This is a genomic window from Bacillus sp. PK6-16, from assembly GCF_056530295.1.
Map to the genome: position 1 here is coordinate 4,067,145 of NZ_CP096511.1, position 20,648 is coordinate 4,087,792.

Annotated in this window: 21 protein-coding genes; 11 read left to right on the top strand and 10 right to left on the bottom strand. The window is 36.1% G+C overall.

Annotated elements, in window-relative coordinates; translation table 11 throughout:
• Window positions 1–9 precede the first annotated feature (9 nt).
• From M1D66_RS20865 to M1D66_RS20875, 3 genes are all read right to left on the bottom strand, one after another.
• On the bottom strand, window positions 10–696 hold the full coding sequence (locus tag M1D66_RS20865) for a glycosyltransferase family protein (protein ID WP_001271180.1): 687 nt from the start codon (window positions 694–696) through the stop codon (window positions 10–12).
• Window positions 693–1,382 carry a class I SAM-dependent methyltransferase gene (locus M1D66_RS20870; protein ID WP_242554755.1) on the bottom strand — a complete coding sequence of 230 codons (690 nt, stop codon included), beginning with the start codon at window positions 1,380–1,382 and terminating at the stop codon, window positions 693–695. The genes M1D66_RS20865 and M1D66_RS20870 overlap by 4 nt, the downstream gene beginning before the upstream one ends.
• Before the next feature lie 211 nt (window positions 1,383–1,593).
• On the bottom strand, window positions 1,594–2,691 hold the full coding sequence (locus M1D66_RS20875) for a glycosyltransferase (RefSeq protein WP_000932908.1): 1,098 nt from the start codon (window positions 2,689–2,691) through the stop codon (window positions 1,594–1,596).
• Between the two features lie 165 nt (window positions 2,692–2,856).
• Between M1D66_RS20875 and M1D66_RS20880 the strand changes: the two genes are divergently transcribed.
• From M1D66_RS20880 to M1D66_RS20910, 7 genes are all read left to right on the top strand, one after another.
• Complete coding sequence (locus tag M1D66_RS20880; protein WP_242554756.1) at window positions 2,857–3,735, top strand: BclA C-terminal domain-containing protein; 879 nt, start codon at window positions 2,857–2,859, stop codon at window positions 3,733–3,735.
• Between the two features lie 122 nt (window positions 3,736–3,857).
• Window positions 3,858–4,703: a TylF/MycF family methyltransferase gene (locus M1D66_RS20885; RefSeq protein WP_000444386.1), complete on the top strand. Its 846-nt coding sequence runs from the start codon at window positions 3,858–3,860 to the stop codon at window positions 4,701–4,703.
• A 183-nt stretch (window positions 4,704–4,886) separates the two neighbouring features.
• Window positions 4,887–5,639, top strand: a complete 753-nt coding sequence (locus tag M1D66_RS20890) for a class I SAM-dependent methyltransferase (RefSeq protein WP_242554757.1) — start codon at window positions 4,887–4,889, stop codon at window positions 5,637–5,639.
• Between the two features lie 13 nt (window positions 5,640–5,652).
• The gene (locus tag M1D66_RS20895; protein ID WP_012593172.1) at window positions 5,653–6,579 is read left to right on the top strand and encodes a glycosyltransferase family 2 protein; all 927 of its coding nucleotides are present in this window, start codon (window positions 5,653–5,655) and stop codon (window positions 6,577–6,579) included.
• Between the two features lie 238 nt (window positions 6,580–6,817).
• On the top strand, window positions 6,818–7,978 hold the full coding sequence (locus tag M1D66_RS20900; RefSeq protein ID WP_000654702.1) for an FtsW/RodA/SpoVE family cell cycle protein: 1,161 nt from the start codon (window positions 6,818–6,820) through the stop codon (window positions 7,976–7,978).
• 76 nt (window positions 7,979–8,054) lie between these two features.
• Window positions 8,055–8,795, top strand: coding sequence for a bis(5'-nucleosyl)-tetraphosphatase PrpE (gene prpE, locus M1D66_RS20905; protein WP_000872697.1), 741 nt, complete (start codon window positions 8,055–8,057; stop codon window positions 8,793–8,795).
• Window positions 8,796–8,931: 136 nt separating this feature from the next.
• A complete protein-coding gene (locus M1D66_RS20910; RefSeq protein ID WP_242554758.1) occupies window positions 8,932–10,320 on the top strand; it encodes a peptidase G2 autoproteolytic cleavage domain-containing protein in 1,389 nt (462 codons plus the stop codon).
• A gap of 48 nt (window positions 10,321–10,368) precedes the next feature.
• Here M1D66_RS20910 and M1D66_RS20915 read toward each other — a convergent pair whose 3' ends face one another.
• From M1D66_RS20915 to M1D66_RS20930, 4 genes are read right to left on the bottom strand one after another with little or no spacing between them, the layout of a single operon-like run.
• The gene (locus tag M1D66_RS20915; protein WP_001079136.1) at window positions 10,369–11,262 is read right to left on the bottom strand and encodes an RluA family pseudouridine synthase; all 894 of its coding nucleotides are present in this window, start codon (window positions 11,260–11,262) and stop codon (window positions 10,369–10,371) included.
• Between the two features lie 14 nt (window positions 11,263–11,276).
• The gene (locus M1D66_RS20920; RefSeq protein ID WP_000673190.1) at window positions 11,277–12,074 is read right to left on the bottom strand and encodes an NAD kinase; all 798 of its coding nucleotides are present in this window, start codon (window positions 12,072–12,074) and stop codon (window positions 11,277–11,279) included.
• A gap of 18 nt (window positions 12,075–12,092) precedes the next feature.
• Window positions 12,093–12,731: a GTP diphosphokinase gene (yjbM, locus tag M1D66_RS20925; protein WP_001081482.1), complete on the bottom strand. Its 639-nt coding sequence runs from the start codon at window positions 12,729–12,731 to the stop codon at window positions 12,093–12,095.
• A 30-nt stretch (window positions 12,732–12,761) separates the two neighbouring features.
• On the bottom strand, window positions 12,762–13,133 hold the full coding sequence (locus M1D66_RS20930; protein WP_001180003.1) for a UPF0738 family protein: 372 nt from the start codon (window positions 13,131–13,133) through the stop codon (window positions 12,762–12,764).
• Window positions 13,134–13,277: 144 nt separating this feature from the next.
• Between M1D66_RS20930 and M1D66_RS20935 the strand changes: the two genes are divergently transcribed.
• From M1D66_RS20935 to M1D66_RS20950, 4 genes are all read left to right on the top strand, one after another.
• Window positions 13,278–13,856, top strand: a complete 579-nt coding sequence (locus M1D66_RS20935; protein ID WP_000191121.1) for a CYTH domain-containing protein — start codon at window positions 13,278–13,280, stop codon at window positions 13,854–13,856.
• 168 nt (window positions 13,857–14,024) lie between these two features.
• Window positions 14,025–14,423, top strand: a complete 399-nt coding sequence (locus M1D66_RS20940) for a globin domain-containing protein (protein ID WP_000043386.1) — start codon at window positions 14,025–14,027, stop codon at window positions 14,421–14,423.
• Window positions 14,423–15,316 carry a ClpXP adapter SpxH family protein gene (locus M1D66_RS20945; protein ID WP_000360645.1) on the top strand — a complete coding sequence of 298 codons (894 nt, stop codon included), beginning with the start codon at window positions 14,423–14,425 and terminating at the stop codon, window positions 15,314–15,316. The genes M1D66_RS20940 and M1D66_RS20945 overlap by 1 nt, the downstream gene beginning before the upstream one ends.
• A 229-nt stretch (window positions 15,317–15,545) precedes the next feature.
• Window positions 15,546–15,719 carry a hypothetical protein gene (locus tag M1D66_RS20950; protein ID WP_000750355.1) on the top strand — a complete coding sequence of 58 codons (174 nt, stop codon included), beginning with the start codon at window positions 15,546–15,548 and terminating at the stop codon, window positions 15,717–15,719.
• Window positions 15,720–15,848: 129 nt separating this feature from the next.
• Here the strand turns inward: M1D66_RS20950 and pepF are convergent, their stop codons facing one another.
• From pepF to M1D66_RS20965, 3 genes are all read right to left on the bottom strand, one after another.
• Window positions 15,849–17,675, bottom strand: coding sequence for an oligoendopeptidase F (gene pepF / locus M1D66_RS20955; RefSeq protein WP_000003348.1), 1,827 nt, complete (start codon window positions 17,673–17,675; stop codon window positions 15,849–15,851).
• Between the two features lie 51 nt (window positions 17,676–17,726).
• Entirely contained in the window at window positions 17,727–18,971 is a 1,245-nt protein-coding gene (locus M1D66_RS20960; protein WP_242554759.1) for a competence protein CoiA, read from the bottom strand.
• Window positions 18,972–19,051: 80 nt separating this feature from the next.
• Window positions 19,052–20,596, bottom strand: a complete 1,545-nt coding sequence (locus tag M1D66_RS20965) for a cardiolipin synthase (protein WP_000799194.1) — start codon at window positions 20,594–20,596, stop codon at window positions 19,052–19,054.
• Window positions 20,597–20,648 lie beyond the last annotated feature (52 nt).

Below are 20,648 nucleotides of genomic sequence, written 5' to 3' on the forward strand. Positions count from 1 at the left end.
TCCCCCCTTTTATTCTTCCTTATTTATATCTGACATATAGTGTTCCACAAATATTTTTCGATACTTTTCATAGTTCGTCATATTCACATCAAAATGATAATGGATACACCAAGCATCGCGCTGTACAGGTACACCAACTGTATATCCTGCTTTTTTAAATTCAAACGATTGAGATACATCATAAAAATCAAATCCGTCAAATAAGTCTTCTCGCCACGGAACATCATATTGTGTCGCCATTAATAAACCATCAATACATTCTACAGGAATAAATGTTTTTGATTCATGATACGGTTGTTCTAAACTTGCCATATAAAACAAATCATTCATATAACCAATGACCTTTCCTACAATTCCACGCCCTTCGTTCCATACACCAGTTGGAGGAACATATTGCGCTCCAACCATCCCAATCATACCAAGATGTTCATGTTCCTCAAATAATTGAAGTAATCCGTATAAAAAGGCTCTATTTATAATAAAAACATCTTGATGTATATACACTTTATACTTTGCTGGATGCGAAATGGCTTGATTGTATCCACTCGTCATACTTTTCGCATTTCGAATCGGCATAAATTGGACAATATATCCTGGCGGTACTAACAATTGCAATATATGTCGCACGCAGTTTGCATACAATTTCCGATCATTTATACATGTAACAAATAATATTGTTTTGTCTGCAGCACTCATAATTGTGATTTTTCAGCTTCAATAATATACTGAAATACAACTGTCTCAGCCATGAAGCCACTTCCAAGACGATATTTTTTACAAATTCCATATAACTCCTCAATAAGCGGCTCATACATTTTATGATCAACATATACACGATCTACTTTACTAATTGAATATCCTGCTTTTAAAAACATTCTTAGCATTTCATTGAATGTAAAGAAACGAATATGTGTTTTATCTAATAAACCATATTCTGTATACGTCCAATTTCCAGCAAGCAAGGGAGCTAATACTGAAATATGAGCAACGTTTGGTATACTTGCTAAAATCACACCATTTTGCTTTATATATGGCTTTACTTTTTCTATTACAGCCCATGGATTAAATAAATGCTCTAATACATCCCCAAATAGGACGCAATCAAATTGCCCCTCCTCATAAGGAAGATCTATTTTTTCTATATCCCCTAAAATAACATGATCTAGTCTTTCCTTCGCTTTTTCTGCCGCCTCTGGAAATGCCTCAATTCCTGATACACGTGTACCGTTTTCTTTAATAGCTGCTCCCAATGCACCGCTCGAGCAACCAATATCAAGAACTTCTTTCCATTCCTTTTTTATATGCTTTAATAAATTCGGATTCGCTGCATTATAATAATGCTCGGATTTTTCTTCATATAAAGAACTTTTTTCGCGACTCATTTCACACACTCCTTATGCAAATTGAATTAGAAATATAAATCTCATATGAATTCTATAAAGTGCAGATTTTGTTCATCCCCCACTGATTATTAGCCCACAAATAGTAGTATAAAACCTTTTATTTATATTGGTTACGTTACTGATACTCTAATATATAACCAATCTATTAGAGTTAGAATAACGATACATCATTTCTAAAAAACGAAACCTATTACACTTTATATGGTTTATCAAAAACTCCCCGAAAATATTTACGGTTATATTCAATTGCAGCATTATTCGGAACATAAGAAGCTGCTAATTCATTGTAATAATACGCTTTATCCTGCTCCCCTAACCTGCTATAACAAATACACATTTGTAAATAGGGTAGCCATGTGTAGCTAGCTGGACTATGGAAAGGACTCTCCGTTGCCATTGGTACTTCCGTTGCAAGTTTAAACCAAAATATCGCTTCATTATATTTTTCTTGTTCCATATATATATATCCTATTCTTGTACAATTCTCTCCTCTAGGGACGCCATACCGAAACGACTTCACACAAGATTCGATTGCCTTCTCCCACATTCCGAGCTTTGCATAGCAATCTCCTAACTTACCACATGCATAAATTTTCTCTTCATACCATCCTTCGTCTTGATTAAGAAATGTTTCATATAGAAGAACTGCATCATCATATTTTTGGTTATCCGTAGATTCATTTGCGTAATAAAATAAATCTCTCGGACTTAATTCTTCACCTGCCGCTACAGTATTTTGAAAAATTTTCAAATTACGATTTGTTACTTTTTTTTCTTTTTTATGTGTAATAGCAACATTACTACTAAAAACCTCACCAGAAATAGCTAAATACTCATGAACCTTTCCAAACCATTGGAATTGTTTTTCACGCTTTACAAGTCGATTTCTTTTTGTACAATATAAAGGTTTCCCGTTAGAATCCATCGCAAGATGATAAGGCATCGAAACAGCATCAATTTTAGGATCTAATTCTCTTTTTAAAAGTTTCAATGCTTCTTGAGCATCTTCTAATAATACGTCATCTGCATCTAGCCACAATATATACTCTTGCGTCGCTTTTGAAAAAGAAAAATTTCTTGCTGCTGCAAAATCATCAATCCACTGGAAATCATATATGTTAGAAGTGTATTTCTCTACGATTTCTTTCGTTCGATCGACGGAGCCTGTATCAACCACTATAATTTCATCCACAATTTTTTCAACTGTGTCTAAACAACGGGCTATTGTCTCCTCCTCATCTCGAACAATCATACATAAACTAATTGTAATTCCTTGCTTGTTCAACATAATCACCCTCTTCCAAATCAATCATATGTTATACATATACTAAACTTTCCATTTTTTTAAATTGTTCAAGTAGTTTAAGATTTCTTTTCAATAATTCAAATGTCCGTGTCATTTTCTTTCGGTTTTGCATCTACTATATAATGAACGCTTTATGGAGGTGAATTTATGTCAAATAATAATTATTCAAATGGATTAAATCCCGATGAATCTTTATCAGCTAGTGCATTTGACCCTAATCTTGTAGGACCTACATTACCACCGATACCACCGTTTACCCTTCCGACTGGGCCGACCGGGCCGACTGGACCTACGGGACCTACGGGGCCGACTGTACCTACCGGGCCTACGGGACCTACGGGGCCGACGGGACCTACGGGACCTACGGGTGGCACTGGGACTACTGGACCTACGGGGCCGACTGGTGACACTGGGGCTACTGGACCTACGGGGCCGACTGGTGACACTGGAGCTACTGGACCTACGGGGCCGACTGGTGACACTGGGGCTACTGGACCTACGGGGCCGACTGGTGACACTGGGGCTACTGGACCTACGGGGCCGACTGGTGACACTGGAGCTACTGGACCTACGGGGCCGACTGGGGCTACTGGACCGACTGGACCGACTGGACCATCCGGACTAGGACTTCCAGCAGGATTGTATGCATTTAACTCCGCTGGGATTTCTTTGGATATTGGACTTAATGCTCCAGTACCATTTAATACTGTTGGATCTCAGTTTGGTACAGCAATTTCTCAATTAGATCCTGATACTTTTGTAATTAGTCAAACTGGATTCTATAAAATTACCGTTATCGTATACACTGCAGCAGTAAGTCTATTAGGAGGACTTACAATCCAAGTAAATGGGGTATCTGTTCCAGGTACTGGGGCCACTTTAATCTCAGTTGGAGCACCTATCGTTGTTCAAGCAATTACGCAAATTACGACAACTCCATCATTAGTTGAAGTAATCGTTACAGGGCTTGGGCTATCATTAGCTGTTGGTACAAATGCATCTATTATTATTGAAAAAATCGCTTAATTTTTTACTTAGCAGTAAAACTGATATCAGTTTTACTGCTTTTTCAATTTCAAATTCAATCATGAAACATTCGCTATCTACATAATCATATTGTTGTATGACATTTTGCAGGAGGCACAAATATGGAAAGTAAATCTGCTGTTCAGCTTTATCTCGAATTGCTAAAGAAGACCATTTTATTTGAAATATGGTTAGAATATGAGGCATACTTACCCGCATCTCTACATATTTCGAAAGAACTAGAATTCGAGCCAGTTACAGTCCCCCTCCCTTTATTCATTAAGCAATATGCTGAAAACCATAACTTAAAAATTGTAAAACCAAATGTTTCAAAAAGTGAACGCCATGATGGAATGGATTGGCCAAGAGCAGCACATAGTATGATTGGTCGAGAACGTATGAACCAATTACAAGAGGCGATGGAAACCGTTGTTCGTGAAAATATAGAAGGTGATTTTATTGAAACAGGTGTATGGCGCGGAGGTTCATGCATTTTTATGAATGGTTTTTTACAAGCAAACAACATTACGAATCGTAATGTGTGGGTTGCAGATTCATTTGAAGGTTTGCCAGCACCGAATCTAGAACAATATCCAAAAGATTACGGTGATTATTTACACACATTCGATTACTTACGCGTCTCTTTAGAACAAGTACAAGAGAATTTCAAAAAATATGATTTGCTAAATGATCAAGTGAAATTTTTAAAAGGCTGGTTTAAAGATACTTTACCAACAGCACCAATCGAAAAAATTGCAATTGCACGGCTTGATGGTGATATGTACGAATCCACAATGGATGGTCTCGTGAACTTATATGATAAAGTTTCTAAAGGTGGCTATATAATTATCGATGACTACGGGCTACCGCCATGCGCTGAGGCTGTGACAGACTTTAGAAACCAACGAAATTTAAAAGCCCCTATTACTAAAATTGATGTATTTGGCGTTTATTGGAGAAAAGAATAAAAAAGATTTAATCTATAGGAGATTCCATTTTCACTCATTCTTCTCTTACTTCTAATCCAATTAAGTATTCTTTTTCGGAATCTCCCTACATATAACAATTGTTTTCCTGTGTTCTCTCACTACAAATTGAAAATTTTATTAATAGATTTACTGCATCTTCTCATACAAGAAAGGGGTATACTCATGAGCGAAATTAACAAAGAAATGACTTTACTCCCCCCTCCTGAACTCGTCCAATATGTAGGTGGCGACTTCAAAAGAGTTGGAAAAGAGTTCCTAAAGCATTTTATTCAAATTGGCGCTTTAAAACCAAATGAAAAAGTATTAGATGTAGGCTGCGGCGTCGGCCGAATGGCTGTACCATTATTGAATTACTTAAATGATGATGGGGCGTATTATGGATTTGATTTGTTTAAAGATGGAATTGCTTGGTGTCAAAATAACATTTCAACTATGCGTAATAATTTTCACTTTGAACATGTTGACATATACAATCAATTCTATAATCCAGAAGGAAAAGAAGATGCCTCTCAATATCGTTTTCCCTATGAAGACGGGACATTCGATTTTATCTTTTTAACTTCTGTATTTACGCATCTTCTTCCAAAAGAATTAGAACATTACGTATCTGAAATTGTACGTGTATTAAAAAAAGACGGGAGATGTTTCATTACATTCTTTCTTATAAATCCTGAATCGTCCTATTATTTAAATGCAGGACAAAGTACATTAGGTTTTTATCATCGAATCGAAAATTGCTACGTTGTAAATAAAGATATTCCGAATTTCGCAGTTGCTTATCCTGAGACAGATATTTGCAATCTATTGAATAAGTACGGCCTAGAAATAACCAATAAGCCGCATTACGGTTTATGGTGCGGCAGACATGAATATACAAGTTACCAAGATATTGTTCTTACAAAAAAAAGCTTCTGAAAGGAAGTTATGTATGATGAATGAAAAAAATCTACCTCTCGTTTCCATCCTTATTCCTACTTATAATCGGCCTCATTATTTCAAAATTGCTCTAGAAAGTGCATTGGCACAAACTTATTCTAATATTGAAATCATCATTGGAGATGACAGCACAAATGATGAAACAGCAACTTTAATACGCGAACAATACTTACCAAATTATAAAAATATAACATACATTCGAAATACCCCTACTCTAGGACAATTTCACAATGACCTTATGCTCATAGAAAAATCAAATGGTGAGTATATAAATTTTTTAATGGACGATGACGTGTTTTATAAGCATAAAATACAAAAAATGATGACCTATTTTGAGCAAGATCCCAATAAAAATCTTGCTCTTGTTACTTCTTATCGAGTACGCATTGATGATCATGGAAATCTAATAGGTGATTCCCATCCAACACAAAGGTTATATAGTGAAGACACCCCATTAAACGGGATATTTTTAGGTAATTGGATGTTAAAGGGCGGACACAACATTATCGGTGAGCCTACAACTACTTTGTTCCGAAAGGAATTGCTCACTGAACCTTTTGGCACCCTTAAAGAGCGACAATATTCTTGTAGTGTTGATATGGCCTCATGGATTTCTTTACTTTCTAAAGGAAATGCAATATACATTTCTGAGCCTTTAAGTCAATTTCGCTACCATGCTGGACAACAAATACACAATAAGCTCCTTCAAGGTTGTGAAGATTTCACACACCTTGTTATAACAGCAAAAGAATATGGCTTTTTACAAAATACTACGGACTATAGAGCAGCTCTACTTAGTGCTTACCAATGGTGTAAAAGTTCCTTAAAATACTATCTTCATCAACTAGATATTTTTCCTGACGCACATGTACGTCTCTCCCATTGTTTGGATATAATTATTAAAGAGCTAAACAATTAAACTACTCTGCAAAATTAAAAGTGTATGGACTATATGTGAATCATTCGTATAGTTCATACATTCTTTCTCATACTATAAAGTGAAACTTTAATCAGCTCTCACCAATCGGGCTTTTACGGGCAGTTGATCCCCCACCTAACTTCTTCGCTTTCGCTGAATTTTGAGGTGGGGGTCTTACTGCCCATTAATGCGGGATAAAATCCATTACTATAAAGAGCAGTAGAAAGGAATACCTACATTGAAAGATCCAAATTCTCAATATCAAATAGACTACGTATTACTATTTATTTTATTTGCCATTGGGATTGTTAGTTGTTGTGCTATTGCAAGTGCGCAAGCCTCTTTACCGCCATTTTTACAAAACGTCAATTTTGTACTAAAGCAAATCCAATGGTACTTCATTGGATTTATAGCCATTGGTGTTATTATGATTATCGATTTCGATCGTTATCAAAAAATTGCTTGGTATTTGTATAGCTTTGCAATGGTACTACTTATTGGACTAGAACTTCAAGTACCAGGTGCCGTTACAATTAAAGGCGCTACCGCTTGGTACAGGCTCCCAGGCATTGGAAATTTTCAGCCTTCTGAAATTATGAAATTGTTTTTAATTATCGTCATTGGAAGAATTATAGCAAATCATAATGAGAAATATTTTTCCCAAACGATACATGACGATTTTTTACTACTTGGAAAAATATTTGCGACAAGCTTGCCACCACTACTACTTATTGCAAAAGAACCAGATTTAGGAAACACAATGGTCATTTCAGCGATGCTTGCAGCAATGATACTAGTTTCTGGCATCCGATGGCGTTTTATTTTCGGATTAGTTTCAGGTACTTTCGTTGCTGGATCTACATTAATATATATTTTTTTTACTCACACAGATTTCTTTAAAGCACACATTTTAAAAGAATATCAATTAAATCGCTTCTACGGATGGTTAGCACCTTACAAATATGATGCACAAGGCTATCAATTAAGACAAGCATTCTTAGCGACTGGATCCGGAGAAATGCAAGGAAAAGGGTGGGAAAATGGACAAGTATATTTTCCAGAACCACATACAGATTTTATTTTCACTAATGTCGCTGAACAATTTGGATTTCTAGGCGCAAGTGTCATTATTTCTCTTTTTTTCTTACTCATTTTTCGAATGATTCATATTGCTTTAGAAAGTAATGACCCTTTCGGTAGTTACATTTGCGCTGGTACAATCGGAATGTTTACTTTCCAAGTATTCCAAAATATCGGGATGACAATCGGATTACTTCCCATTACAGGGATAACATTACCTCTTATGAGTTATGGAGGAAGTTCACTGCTTACATACATGATTGCGATTGGATTCATTTTAAATGTTCGCTCAAGAACGAAAATCTTTATGTTTAAATGAACAACACAAAAACGCTATATTTTTATCTCTATCCTTTTTTAGATATACTAATGAAAAATACGATGGAGGTTTAAATATGAAATATGACATTATAGGAGATATTCATGGATGCTTCCAAGAGTTTCAAAATTTAACAGAGAAGCTAGGATATAACTGGAGTAGCGGTCTACCGGTTCACCCTGACCAACGTAAACTTGCATTCGTTGGCGATATTACAGACCGTGGTCCTCATTCATTACGTATGATTGAAATTGTATGGGAACTTGTCATACATAAAAAAGAAGCTTATTACGCTCCTGGAAATCACTGTAATAAACTATATCGATTTTTCCTTGGGCGTAATGTAACAGTCGCTCACGGACTTGAAACAACTGTTGCTGAATATGAGGCACTTCCTTCTCATAAGCAAAACATTATAAAAGAAAAGTTTATCACTCTTTATGAACAATCACCGCTCTACCACATACTAGATGAAAAAAGAGTAATCGTATGTCACGCTGGGATTCGGCAAGATTACATAGGAAGACGAGATAAAAAAGTACAAACCTTTGTATTATATGGCGATATTACAGGAGAAAAGCATGCCGATGGCTCACCTGTCCGTCGCGATTGGGCGCAAGAGTACAAGGGGCAAGCTTGGATTGTATATGGACATACGCCAGTAGCAGAACCTCGATTCATCAATCAGACAGTCAATATTGATACTGGTGCTGTATTTGGTGGCAAATTAACCGGATTACGTTATCCTGAAATGGAGACTATCTCTGTTCCTTCTTCTTTACCTTTTGTCGCTGAGAAATTCCGTCCAATTTCATAACTACCTTACTTAGCGAAAGATTACTGTATTATTTAGGCAGATCTCATATAAAACTAGGTAAAGTAATTAAAAAAAGATGCAATAAAGTGCATCTTTTTTTAATTACACTACATATAATGTCGCAGGAGGTGACAGAATGAAGAAAAAATCTTCTAAACAAAAAAGAAAATTTCCCCCTTTATATCTGCCCATGTACGGAATTAACAACTGGTGTAGTATTCGGGCTGCAGCGATAGAAGAACTGGAAGAACAAGAGTCATCAAAAAAAAGCAAAGTAAAACCAACATATGTCTCTTTAGAAAATGCTGTGATGAGCCGCATAATCGATCGCAGAAAAATAAAGATGCAACAAAAAAATAAACAGCTCTCAAATCAAGATGAACAGGTAATACATTCTAATCAAACAGAAGAAAAGACGGAAGAAAATATTTCTGTAGCAATAAATAAAAAAGTGGAACCAGAAATTCCAGCTGCTATTATAAACAAAGTAAAAAAAATAAAAGAGGCATTGGCTTCATCGAATGATATACAAACTGAAAAACCACTCATAATTGAGACACCTACACCTGAAAATACAAAAGTTAAAAGGGGCGGCCGATATGCATATGCGGAAGGGCTTCACTCTCATGCGGAGGGCATGGCAGCACATGCGGAAGGCTTATTAACACACGCAAAAGGTTCTTTCTCTCATGCAGAAGGATCAAACTCAAAAGCAACCGGACATAGTTCCCATAGTGAGGGAAGTGAAACGACAGCAGGCGGAGCTTATTCTCATGCAGAGGGTAAACAGACGATTGCTTTAGGCGAAGCAGCACACGCAGAAGGAACCGCAACTATCGCTAACGGATCCTCTTCTCATGCGGAAGGTCATCATACATCAACAGCTCATTTTGCAGGTAGCCATATTATGGGGCGCTTCGGCACTGCAGAAGAAGCTTATTCTTGGTTTATTGCAAATGGTGTAAGCGACACCGACCATAATATCGGGGCTAAATGGCTTGCCCATAATGGAGAAATGTACATTGAGGGTGCGTCTTACAATGCAAGTGGAACGGATTTTGCACAAATGTTTGAAACCGAAGATCATAAACCTATTGATGTCGGTTATTTCGTTACATTTAGTAGCGAAGAAAAAATTCGGATAGCTACTTCACACGACTCGTTCATTTTAGGAATATCTAGTGCAACCCCTGCCCTTATAGGAAATAGCGGGGCTTTAAGTTGGCAAAAACGTTATAAAACAGATAACTTTGGAAAACGCCAATATGTATGGACGGAAGCCGAAGAAATACAACCTCTTTTAAATACAGAATGGGATCCAACTTGCAAATATGTAGCAAGAAAAGATCGCGCCGAGTGGCTTCCTGTCGGATTAATTGGACAAATGTTAGTACGTGATGACAGCACTTGCGAAGCACATGGATATTGTCGTCCAAATGACAATGGCATTGCTACAAAAGCCGAAAGTGGATTTTTCGTTATAAAGCGTACGGGTGAAAACCAAATTTTAATATTATTCCGCTAAGAAAAAAGGGAACAAAATTCTTTATAATATAAGAATTTTGTCCCCTTTTTAAGTATGCCGCAACACTTCTTGCATATCGCTTGGAAGCTTTATAGTGAAAGACATCTCTTTCTCTAAAATAGGATGATAAAACGTCAAAGATTTACTATGAAGTGCTTGCCGTTTCATTTCATCCCTTCTCCCTCCATATAAGCTATCACCAAGTAACGGATGTCCTATATGAGCCATATGCACACGAATTTGATGCGTTCTTCCTGTCTCAAGCTCAAGCGCTACATGTGTCTTATGATATGTACTATCAATTACCTTAAAATGAGTAACTGCCCTTTGTCCATCCTCACAAACCGTTCGCTCAATAATGCTATCAGATTTTCGACCAATTGGTGCATCAATCATTCCTTCTCGTTCTACAATCTTTCCGTGAACAATTGCTTCATACGTTCGTTTCACAGCTTTTTGTTGATGCTGCTTCGATAAAAGATGATGCACGAAACGATTTTTTGCAATAAGCATAAGCCCCGAAGTATCACGATCTAAACGTGTTACGATGTGCACTGTACTTGCAAGATGCTGCTTATCATAATGAGATAACAGCGCATTGGCAACACTTCCTGCCGGATGTTCTCTAGACGGAATCGTTGACATATTCGCCTCTTTATTAATGATAAGAACCGCGTCATCTTCATATATAATGCATAAAGGAATATCTTCTGCCATCATCCCTTCACTTCTTTCCTCCACTGGAAAAAAGACACGTAATTCTTCACCAGCACGCAACTGATGACGAACACTCGCATGTTGACCATTTACTTCAATTGCTCCGCCATGAAACTTTATATCCGTTAAAGCGGCTTTAGAAATACCTTTCGTTTTCAAAAATTCCCTAACTAAAGTTCCCTCTTCAGCCGGCCCTATATCCCATTTCAATGTAAATCTGTTCAAATATATAACCCTTTCTATTTATCTGCAACAAACGAGTCACGAACTCGTTTCCAGAACGGGAATGGGCGGAAACGAACAAATCGTACTTTCTCGTTTGCGACGCGATACTGGATTGATTTCACATCTTGATGAACCATCGTTAAGTGATCCACTGTAATTTGTAAGTTCATTCCTGCAGCTGGCTTTAACACACATGTATGATGCTTCGGCAATACGAGTGGCGATCCTACAGTACGAAATACACGATTGTTAATGGACGCCATTTCTGCAATTTGAATCGCTTCAATAGATGGGTGAATAATTGCTCCGCCAAGCGCTTTATTATATGCGGTACTTCCTGAAGGAGTAGAGATACAAAGGCCATCTCCGCGGAATGTTTCAAAATATTCTCCGCGTATTTCTACTTCTGTTACTAATGTACCTTCTGCACTTTTTACAGTCGCCTCATTCATCGCTAAATACTGTGACTCTTTACTTCCATTCACATAGCGAATAATAACTTCTAAAAGCGGATATTCCACCACTTGGAATGGTGTTTTCGCAATCGCAATTACTAATTTCTCTACTTCTGTCGGTAACCAATCTGCATAGAAACCTAGATGTCCTGTATGTACACCAACAAATGCTGTTTCATCCAATCGATTATAATAACGATGAAACGCATATAAAAGCGTTCCATCTCCCCCAACAGAAATTACAATATCGGGTTCCTTTTCATCCATTATAAATCCAAAATCTAGCAAGTACTCTTTCATCGTGCTTGCCAGTGTATCTGATGATTGATCTCCCTTTGACATAATTGTAAATTTCATCGCCCAACACCCTTTAGTTTATGATTCGGAATCTTTCGTTTCTTGCTTTCTTGAAAAAGCCTTTTGCGCTTCTTGAATTTCAAGACGAATAGAAGACATTTCTTCATCTAATAAAAACGCCGCTTCAGCTGCACGTTGCAATCGTATTTTAATATCTTCAGGAAAACGTCCACTATATTTATAATTTAAAGAATGCTCAATTGTTGCCCAAAAGTTCATTGCTAGCGTGCGTATTTGGATTTCTACCAATACTTTTTGTTCACCTTGAATCGTTTGAACAGGATAACTAATGACAACATGATAAGAACGATAACCGCTATCTTTCTTTTGCGTGACATAATCACGTTCTTCCACGATTTCAAAGTCATTTCGTTTTCGAAGATATTCTACAACAGGCTTAATCTCATCAACAAATTGACACATCATTCTAAGCCCAGCAATATCCTGCATATCTTCTCTCAATCGGTCTAGCGGTACATTTCTCTTCTCCGCTTTATCAATAATACTTGCAACCGACTTTACCCTTCCTGTTACAAACTCAATTGGAGAATGCTCTGTTAACATTGCAAATTGAGTACGCATTCCTTTTAGTTTCACTTTTAGCTCTGCCACCGCTTGGTGGTAAGGTGCTAAAAATTCTTCCCAATTTCGATTCATTTCAACCACCACCAAAATCAATCCATTTGCTTATAGAAATACTTTTTCTACAGCAGTTACTAATTCTTCTCCGTAATTTGCATTACCTTCAATATTTTCAACTAAATATTCTACTTCTTCTTTTAATCCTTCTAATTCCATTTCAATGTCATTCACGCGAACGAACATAACCACATCGTTATTCATCGCTTCATGCATTGCTTCCCAGCATGTGTGCGGAATACTTACATAAATGAAAGATGATTCATTTTCTAAGATATATAAAAATGATAAATTGTCTGAGTCTACAAGTACGTGATTACGCGCACTTAACTCCTTTACCTCTATTTCACTATTTTCCGCACAAAAAATAAGAGCATTCTCTCTCTTTTCTACGCTCTTAACTTGGATTTTATTTTGCATGCTCTAACTCCTCCATCTCAACTTCCTGTCTTACTTAACAGTATTATTGTATCATAACATGGACGCAAACAAATAAAACATTGAACCAAATTTATGAAAAAGCGATAATGTGTAAAGAATTATTTTTCAAAAGGAGATTATACAATGACACAAGAAATTGAAATTGAATTCAAAAATATCGTTACAAAAGAAGAATTCGATACATTATGTAAATCGTTTTCTATTGAAGCATTTACAAAACAAGTGAATCACTACTTTGAAACACCTGACTTCTCGTTAAAAGAAGCTGGCTCTGCACTTCGTATTCGTCATAAAGGAGAAACTTATACGTTAACGTTGAAACAACCTGCAGAAATCGGTTTATTAGAAACGCATCAAGTCGTAACAGAAGACGAAGCAAAAATGATGATGGAAACAAACACAATCATTCAAGGAGCAGTAGTAGATCAATTACACAAATTACAAATTCCTGTTTCTGCTTTAACATATATGGGTAGTTTAACAACAGAAAGAGCAGAAACATTATTTAAAGGCGGAACGCTTGTCTTTGATCATAGTTTCTATTACAATCACGATGATTATGAAATTGAATTTGAAGTGCAAGATGAAGAAACAGGAAAAGCTGCATTTATTCATTTATTAACGCAACATAACATACCTGTTCGCCATACAAATAACAAAGTAAAACGCTTTTTCCTTGCCAAACAAAAAAAAGCACGCTAAAGTGAAAATTCCACTAGTGAATATGTTTCACTAGTGGATACATCTCACTAAAAAAGTTTACACCCGTAGAATAAGCAAAGAATCTTTGAGAAAGCTGTTTATTTGCCCTCTCGAACATTCCATTGCTACAATAGATATACATTTCATGGAAAAAGGAGTTTATAAAGGATGAGCAAGCAACCGATGACACCATTTGAAGCAATTGGCGGTGAACAATGCATTGCAATATTAGTAGATACATTTTATTCCTATGTCAGTAAACACCCTGACTTATCTCCCATCTTCCCGGAAGATTTAACAGAAACCGCTAGGAAGCAGAAGCAATTTTTAACACAATATTTAGGTGGTCCTAATTTGTACACTGAAGAACATGGTCATCCTATGTTAAGGGCACGCCATCTTCCGTTTGAGATTACTCCAAAACGAGCAGAGGCTTGGCTATCATGTATGGAGCAAGCAATGGATGATACTGGAGTTCATGGTCATATAAGAGAGTTTGTTTTTGAACGTTTAGCATTAACCGCTCAGCATATGGTTAATACTCCAAACGAAACAGGTGAAGTGTAATGGATAAGCAGGAAGCAAAGCATATAAATATGCCATCTCCTTCCGCATGCGAGCATAAGTCTGTAGAAGCATATTTATTTATTGATCCACTTTGTAAAGATTGCTGGGAAATTGAGCCTTTTATTATTAAACTATGGCTTGAATACGGGAAATACTTCTCTATTCGTCATATCGTAACAGGAAAAGTGGATGGAACGAACGCTTCCTCACACAAATGGAATAAACCTGCTAATATTCGATTTGTGTGGGAAAAGACAACCAGTTTACAAGGTTTTTCATGTGATGGAAAGGTACATATGCAAGAAGCATCGTCAACACCATATTTAGTTTCGATGGCAATTAAGGCAGCGGAGTTGCAAGGCCGAAAAGCAGGTTCGAAGTTTTTGCGAAAACTCCAAGAATACATTTTCCTTGAAAATGTATCAAACCCTGACTGCGAACTATTACTTGCATGTGCGAAAGATAGCAATATTGATGTAGAAGAATTTAAAAAAGATCTACATTCTGCTAGTGCAAAAAAAGCTTTCCAATGTGACTTGAAATTCACAAATGAAATGCATATTACAGAAATACCTTCCCTCGTCTTTTTTCATGCGAACTCAGATGAAGAAGGTATTAAAATCGCTGGAAATTATTCCTACGATGTATACGTACAATTATTGAAAGAACTTGTAAAATGTGAAATTGAGCCAGAACCATTACCACCTTTAGAAGTGCTACTAGAAGCAACACAATTTATATCTTCAAAAGAAGTAGCATTTATTTATGATTGTCCGCAACAAGAAATTGAACGCGAACTAAAAAAATTACAACTGAAACGAAAAGTACAAATGATAGAAGTAAAATGCGAACGTTATTGGAAATGGATAGCAAAAGAAAAAGACCTGGTGTAAACACCAGGTCTTCTTCTTTACGGCTTATAAAAATATTAAAGGGGATGGGAGAAATTTTCACGTTCAAACAAAGGGGTATATGTTTGTATGTGAATTCGTTCACGCTTATTATATTACAAGATTCGACGTCAGATGACAACCCCTTTTGTCGAATTTCACACTTTTGTCACATTCTAAACGTTTTCATTTTTGAATAAGCTATAAAAAAGGTCATTTAGGGGGTTTATTTATGAAAAAATCTTATATTGCTCTTCTCTTTCTAGCTGTCATCGTTTCTTTTTTCTTGTACATCCTCTCTCTACTACAAGCTTTTCCTAAAATTATTGCCTTACCTCTTTTATTCGGAATCATCGTTATCACTCTCTCTTATTTCAATTATAAAAAACGATTCAAAGGGTTTTAATTTTAAAAATCAGTCGTAAAACTATCCTTTCAGTTAGAAAAACAAAGAAATTCACCTTTCTCTCCGACAAATATCGACATTGAATCTATTCAACAAAAAGACGAGGATACAATCCCTCGTCTTTTTTCATTACTTTTCTTCAAATAATAATGCTTCTAATTCATTTAATTTCTCTTCAAATACTTGTAGCGCCTCTTTTACTGGTTCAGGAGATGCCATATCTACTCCTGCTTTTTTCAGCACTTCAATTGGATAATCAGAGCTTCCTGCTTTTAAGAACTCGTTAATATAACGTTCTACTGCTGGTTGTCCTTCTTCTAAAATCTGTTTAGATAGAGCTGTCGCTGCACTAAATCCTGTTGCGTATTGATATACGTAATAGTTGTAGTAGAAGTGTGGGATACGAGACCATTCTAAACCAATCTCTTCGTCGATTACTAAAGCGTCACCGAAATATTTCTTATTTAAATCATAGTAAATTTCCGTTAACATGTCTGGCGTAACAGCATGTCCTTCTTGTACTTTCTTATGAATAATATGTTCAAACTCTGCAAACATCGTTTGACGGAACACAGTACCACGGAACCCTTCTAAATAATGATTTAATAAATATAGACGCTCTTTCTTATCTTCTGTCGTTTTTAATAAATAATCATTTAGAAGTGCTTCATTACAAGTAGATGCCACTTCTGCTACGAAGATGGAATAATCACCATATACGTGCGGTTGTGTTTTTCTTGTATAGTAACTATGCACCGAATGACCAAACTCATGAGCAAGTGTAAATAAATTATTTACATTATCATGCCAGTTCATTAAAATATACGGATTTGTTCCATATGCACCAGATGAATATGCCCCGCTTCGTTTTCCTTTATTCTCATACACATCTACCCAGCGATTTTCATATGCCTCTTTCAAAATATCAACATATTCATCACCAAGTACGTTTAAAGATTTTAATAAAAGGTCTTGCGCTTCTTCGTATTTCACATTCATTTTCACTTCTGGTACAAGTGGTGTATATAAATCATACATATGAAGCTCATCAAGTCCTAGTGCACGCTTACGAATATCGATGTAACGGTGTAATAAATGTAAGTTGTCATTTACTGTTTCAACGAGTTGATCGTATACTGCTTCCGGAATATTATTATTGCTCAGTGCAGCTTGGCGAGCAGAATCATATTTACGAACACGCGCATTGAAATTATTACGTTTTACTGCTCCGCTTAACGTACTTGCGAATGTGTTTTTAAATTTTCCATACGTTTCATATACAGCTTTAAATGCATCTTTGCGAACACGAGGATCATCACTTTCTAAAAACTGAATGTAACGGCCATGTGTAATTTCTATTTCTTCTCCGTCTTCCCCTTTAATAGATGGGAATTTTAAATCCGCGTTATTCAACATACCGAATGTATTGCTTGATGAACTCATTACTTCAGATGCTTCCGCTAATAAAGCTTCCTCAGCTTCTGATAATACGTGCGGGCGTTGACGTGTAATTTCTTCTAATGCATGTTCATATACACTTAAATCTCTATTTTCCTTCAAGAATGTTTGCAGTGTATCTTCTGAAATCGATAAAATTTCAGGCACAATATACGCTGTGCTACTAGATACTTGTGAATATAAATTTGTTGCACGATCATTTAATGCTTGATATACAGAGTTTGTTGTATCTTGATCGTAACGCATATGAGCATATGTATATAACTTACCTAATCGCATTGATATTTCATCTTCATATTGCAATGCCTCAAGTAAATTGTCCGCAGAGTCACCAAGTTTCCCTTTAAATTCAGTTAACTTCGGTAATAGCTCTTTAATAGCTTGGAATTCTTTTTCCCATTCTGCATCCGTTTGGAAAATATCTTCTAATCGCCACGTACTTGCTTCTTCAATCTCGTTGCGATCTGGTAATGCTTTCGCTTTGTTTTGTTCAGACATTCTTTAAGTCCTCCTTTAAATATCTCTACTTAAGTACAATTCGTTTTTTTCTTATGTAATTCCTTCACAATCATTCTTTATTATATCCGCTTTTCCTCCTCTCATGTTAAAATTTGCCTCAAATAAAGTTAGCGCATGTATTAAGCAAATCTCATCATGTTTCATAATTTCCTCCTCTGTTTTTAACATCACGGCATCCCTTATTTTTCGGTACGTATAAGTTCCCACTTTACGTAAAACACCTATATAGCATAAAAATGTCATATATTCAGTAACTGCCATTTTCCATATGTGCTGCGAAAAGTACGGAAGTGTCCGCCTTTTCGTATACCTTTTTACATAACTACACACGTATTGAAGAGAAATACACTCTCCCACTGCAAGCTCCCCTATACACTTCATATATAGAAAAGCTTGCCATATAAATGGGTTTGTTTGAAAAGCAAATGCAGAAGGGAGTGGAACACCAATTTCAGAAGGAAAGCTCGCTGGGGTACATTTAAATTGATATAAGAGGCGTAATAATGACTTATAATTATAATTCCAAATCGGTAAGGCATTTTGGCGAAAGTTCTTCTTTCTCTTCTTCCACTCTTCACCCAATCTTTCTTTCCCGAAAGGAACAGGAGAAAAAAGCATTTCAAAAGTAGTCGCATCAGTTGGTAAATATATAGTATGTGAGAAAAAAACATTTGTAGAAAAGGGAGTGACAAATGCACATTTCATAAATGATTTTTGTTTCGGACAGAAGAAAATAAGAAGTGGCTGAGGATAAGATTGTAAGGAGAAAGCCATAAGTGAGGAAAATTTCATCCAATATGCAGATTGCTTTTTCAATTGATTTCCACCAACGATCCAAATGACCTGTATACCAGTTTGCCAATACGAATATGTTCTTTTGTACAGCTGCTCTATAGCGAGGTTTGCACATTGGTATTCAATTGCAATTTTTCTACCCGCCCTCTCTACAAAAACATCTGGTCGTTGCTTAATTTCTGGGAGGTAGTACTCTATATCCACCTGAAAGTTTTGACGTTTGAACCATCTATATAACAATTCTTTACCATGCATATGATACTTTGATTCCGCTTCATAAAAGGCAAGACATGAATCCACTTTTTTATGAGCAAAATGCCAACTTTTTTGTTTCCCTAATTTCATTTGCACTTCCTTTCCGCAAGCTACACAAAAGAATCGTTCTTGTTGACGCATACGGCGCAAAAGCTCTTCATTACAATTATAGAGTAAATGAATTTTTTCACCGTTTTCTCTTTTAGCGATAAATATCGTAATCACACCCTTTCAGCTCCTTATATTCTACAATTTGTTACAAATTCCTTTTAAAAAAGAGATGTCCCAATTTCGGACATCTCTTTTTATAATAAAGGTGATAATAATCGGTACGTTGATTCAACAATTCGTCTATGAAGACGTCTTTTATGAAAATGATCACCATGAATTTCACTTGATTCTTCTAAATCATCTTTAAAGTCTTGAACAAGTTTTCGAATGCTATCTGTATCATATAAAAAGGCATTTACTTCAAAATTCAAATGAAAACTTCTCATATCCATATTAGCTGTCCCAATTGAAGCTAAATCAGAATCAACGATGACAATTTTACTATGAAGAAAACCTTTTTCGTATTCATATATCTTTACTCCTGCATCTAAAAGCTCTGGGAAGTACGATCTCGATGCGTAAAAGACAGTACGCTTATCCGGTTTACTCGGCATTAATAAACGAACATCAATACCAGCAAGTGCAGCAACCTTTAATGCGGATAAAATATCATCATCCGGAATAAAATACGGCGTTGCAATCCAAATTGATTTCCGAGCAGAAGCGATCATTGCGAAATATAAATGCTTAATCGTTTCCCACTTATTATCGGGGCCACCTGCAACTAGCTGCACTCCTCCCCAATGATCACCCTCAACTGCTTTTGCTTGTAAATATTCTGGGGCTAGCACAGCCTCTCCAGTCATATAAAACCAGTCTTGAAGGAAAATAAGTTGTAAACTTTGAACCGCTTCACCACGTAAATACAAATGCGTATCTCGCCAAAAGCCAAAATATTTATTTTTCCCTAAATACTCATCACCGATATTTAATCCGCCTACAAACCCTTCGTTCCCATCAATCACAACAATTTTCCTATGATTTCGATAATTAATCTTATCGTTTAAAATCGGAAAGCGCACAGGAAAGAATGGAATCATTTCTACACCTGCATCGTTTAATTCTTCAATATACGATTTCGATAACTTAAAACTTCCAACCGCATCATATAAAAAGCGAACAACAACGCCTTCTTTCGATTTTTGTATTAAAATATCTTTAATTTCTGTTCCTAATTTATCATCACGCACAATGTAATATTCCATATGAATGTGATGTTTCGCTCGTTTTAACCCATTTAAAATAGCCCGAAACGTTTCATCTCCATTTGTTAATGTCCTCGTTTCAGTTTGAAATGAAATATTTAAAGCTCCTAATCGATCCGCTAAACGAAATAACAGTTCTTGATGCTTATGATTGCGTAAAATTCGTTCTTCGTAATCTTCATGCCCTTTATATTGTAAAAACGCCTGTTCATCAAGTAACGCCTTCTTTTGGAACATTCTTTTTCTTCGAAAATTTTGTCCAAATAATAAATAAGCAAAGAAACCAAATACCGGAAAAATTCCTAAAACAATTAACCATGTAAGTGTTTTAGATGGATGTCGATTTTCTAAGAAAATAACGCAACCAATTAAAAACGCAGATACTGTAAATAAAATACTAATAATACCTAAAATCGAAACATCTTTTATCCCAATCACATCTGAATAAAATGCTACATCAATAAACATACGTAACGAAACAAATAATGCGAACAATAGCAGTATAAAGAAAATCAGCTTTAACGTATTTTTCATCTCTTACCTCCTAACTAAGAAAGCTTTCCTATTCTTCATATAAAAAGCCGAT

Bases quoted from the DNA above. Each gene is read 5' to 3' on its own strand.
- M1D66_RS20890 (WP_242554757.1), top strand. From the start codon at position 4,887: ATGAGCGAAATTAACAAAGAAATGACTTTACTCCCCCCTCCTGAACTC.
- M1D66_RS20910 (WP_242554758.1), top strand. From the start codon at position 8,932: ATGAAGAAAAAATCTTCTAAACAAAAAAGAAAATTTCCCCCTTTATAT.
- M1D66_RS20870 (WP_242554755.1), bottom strand. From the start codon at position 1,382: ATGAGTCGCGAAAAAAGTTCTTTATATGAAGAAAAATCCGAGCATTAT.
- pepF (WP_000003348.1), bottom strand. From the start codon at position 17,675: ATGTCTGAACAAAACAAAGCGAAAGCATTACCAGATCGCAACGAGATT.
- M1D66_RS20895 (WP_012593172.1), top strand. From the start codon at position 5,653: ATGATGAATGAAAAAAATCTACCTCTCGTTTCCATCCTTATTCCTACT.
- prpE (WP_000872697.1), top strand. From the start codon at position 8,055: ATGAAATATGACATTATAGGAGATATTCATGGATGCTTCCAAGAGTTT.
- M1D66_RS20950 (WP_000750355.1), top strand. From the start codon at position 15,546: ATGAAAAAATCTTATATTGCTCTTCTCTTTCTAGCTGTCATCGTTTCT.
- M1D66_RS20935 (WP_000191121.1), top strand. From the start codon at position 13,278: ATGACACAAGAAATTGAAATTGAATTCAAAAATATCGTTACAAAAGAA.
- M1D66_RS20885 (WP_000444386.1), top strand. From the start codon at position 3,858: ATGGAAAGTAAATCTGCTGTTCAGCTTTATCTCGAATTGCTAAAGAAG.
- M1D66_RS20940 (WP_000043386.1), top strand. From the start codon at position 14,025: ATGAGCAAGCAACCGATGACACCATTTGAAGCAATTGGCGGTGAACAA.
- M1D66_RS20875 (WP_000932908.1), bottom strand. From the start codon at position 2,691: ATGTTGAACAAGCAAGGAATTACAATTAGTTTATGTATGATTGTTCGA.
- M1D66_RS20865 (WP_001271180.1), bottom strand. From the start codon at position 696: ATGAGTGCTGCAGACAAAACAATATTATTTGTTACATGTATAAATGAT.
- M1D66_RS20965 (WP_000799194.1), bottom strand. From the start codon at position 20,596: ATGAAAAATACGTTAAAGCTGATTTTCTTTATACTGCTATTGTTCGCA.
- M1D66_RS20880 (WP_242554756.1), top strand. From the start codon at position 2,857: ATGTCAAATAATAATTATTCAAATGGATTAAATCCCGATGAATCTTTA.
- M1D66_RS20930 (WP_001180003.1), bottom strand. From the start codon at position 13,133: ATGCAAAATAAAATCCAAGTTAAGAGCGTAGAAAAGAGAGAGAATGCT.
- M1D66_RS20920 (WP_000673190.1), bottom strand. From the start codon at position 12,074: ATGAAATTTACAATTATGTCAAAGGGAGATCAATCATCAGATACACTG.
- yjbM (WP_001081482.1), bottom strand. From the start codon at position 12,731: ATGAATCGAAATTGGGAAGAATTTTTAGCACCTTACCACCAAGCGGTG.
- M1D66_RS20945 (WP_000360645.1), top strand. From the start codon at position 14,423: ATGGATAAGCAGGAAGCAAAGCATATAAATATGCCATCTCCTTCCGCA.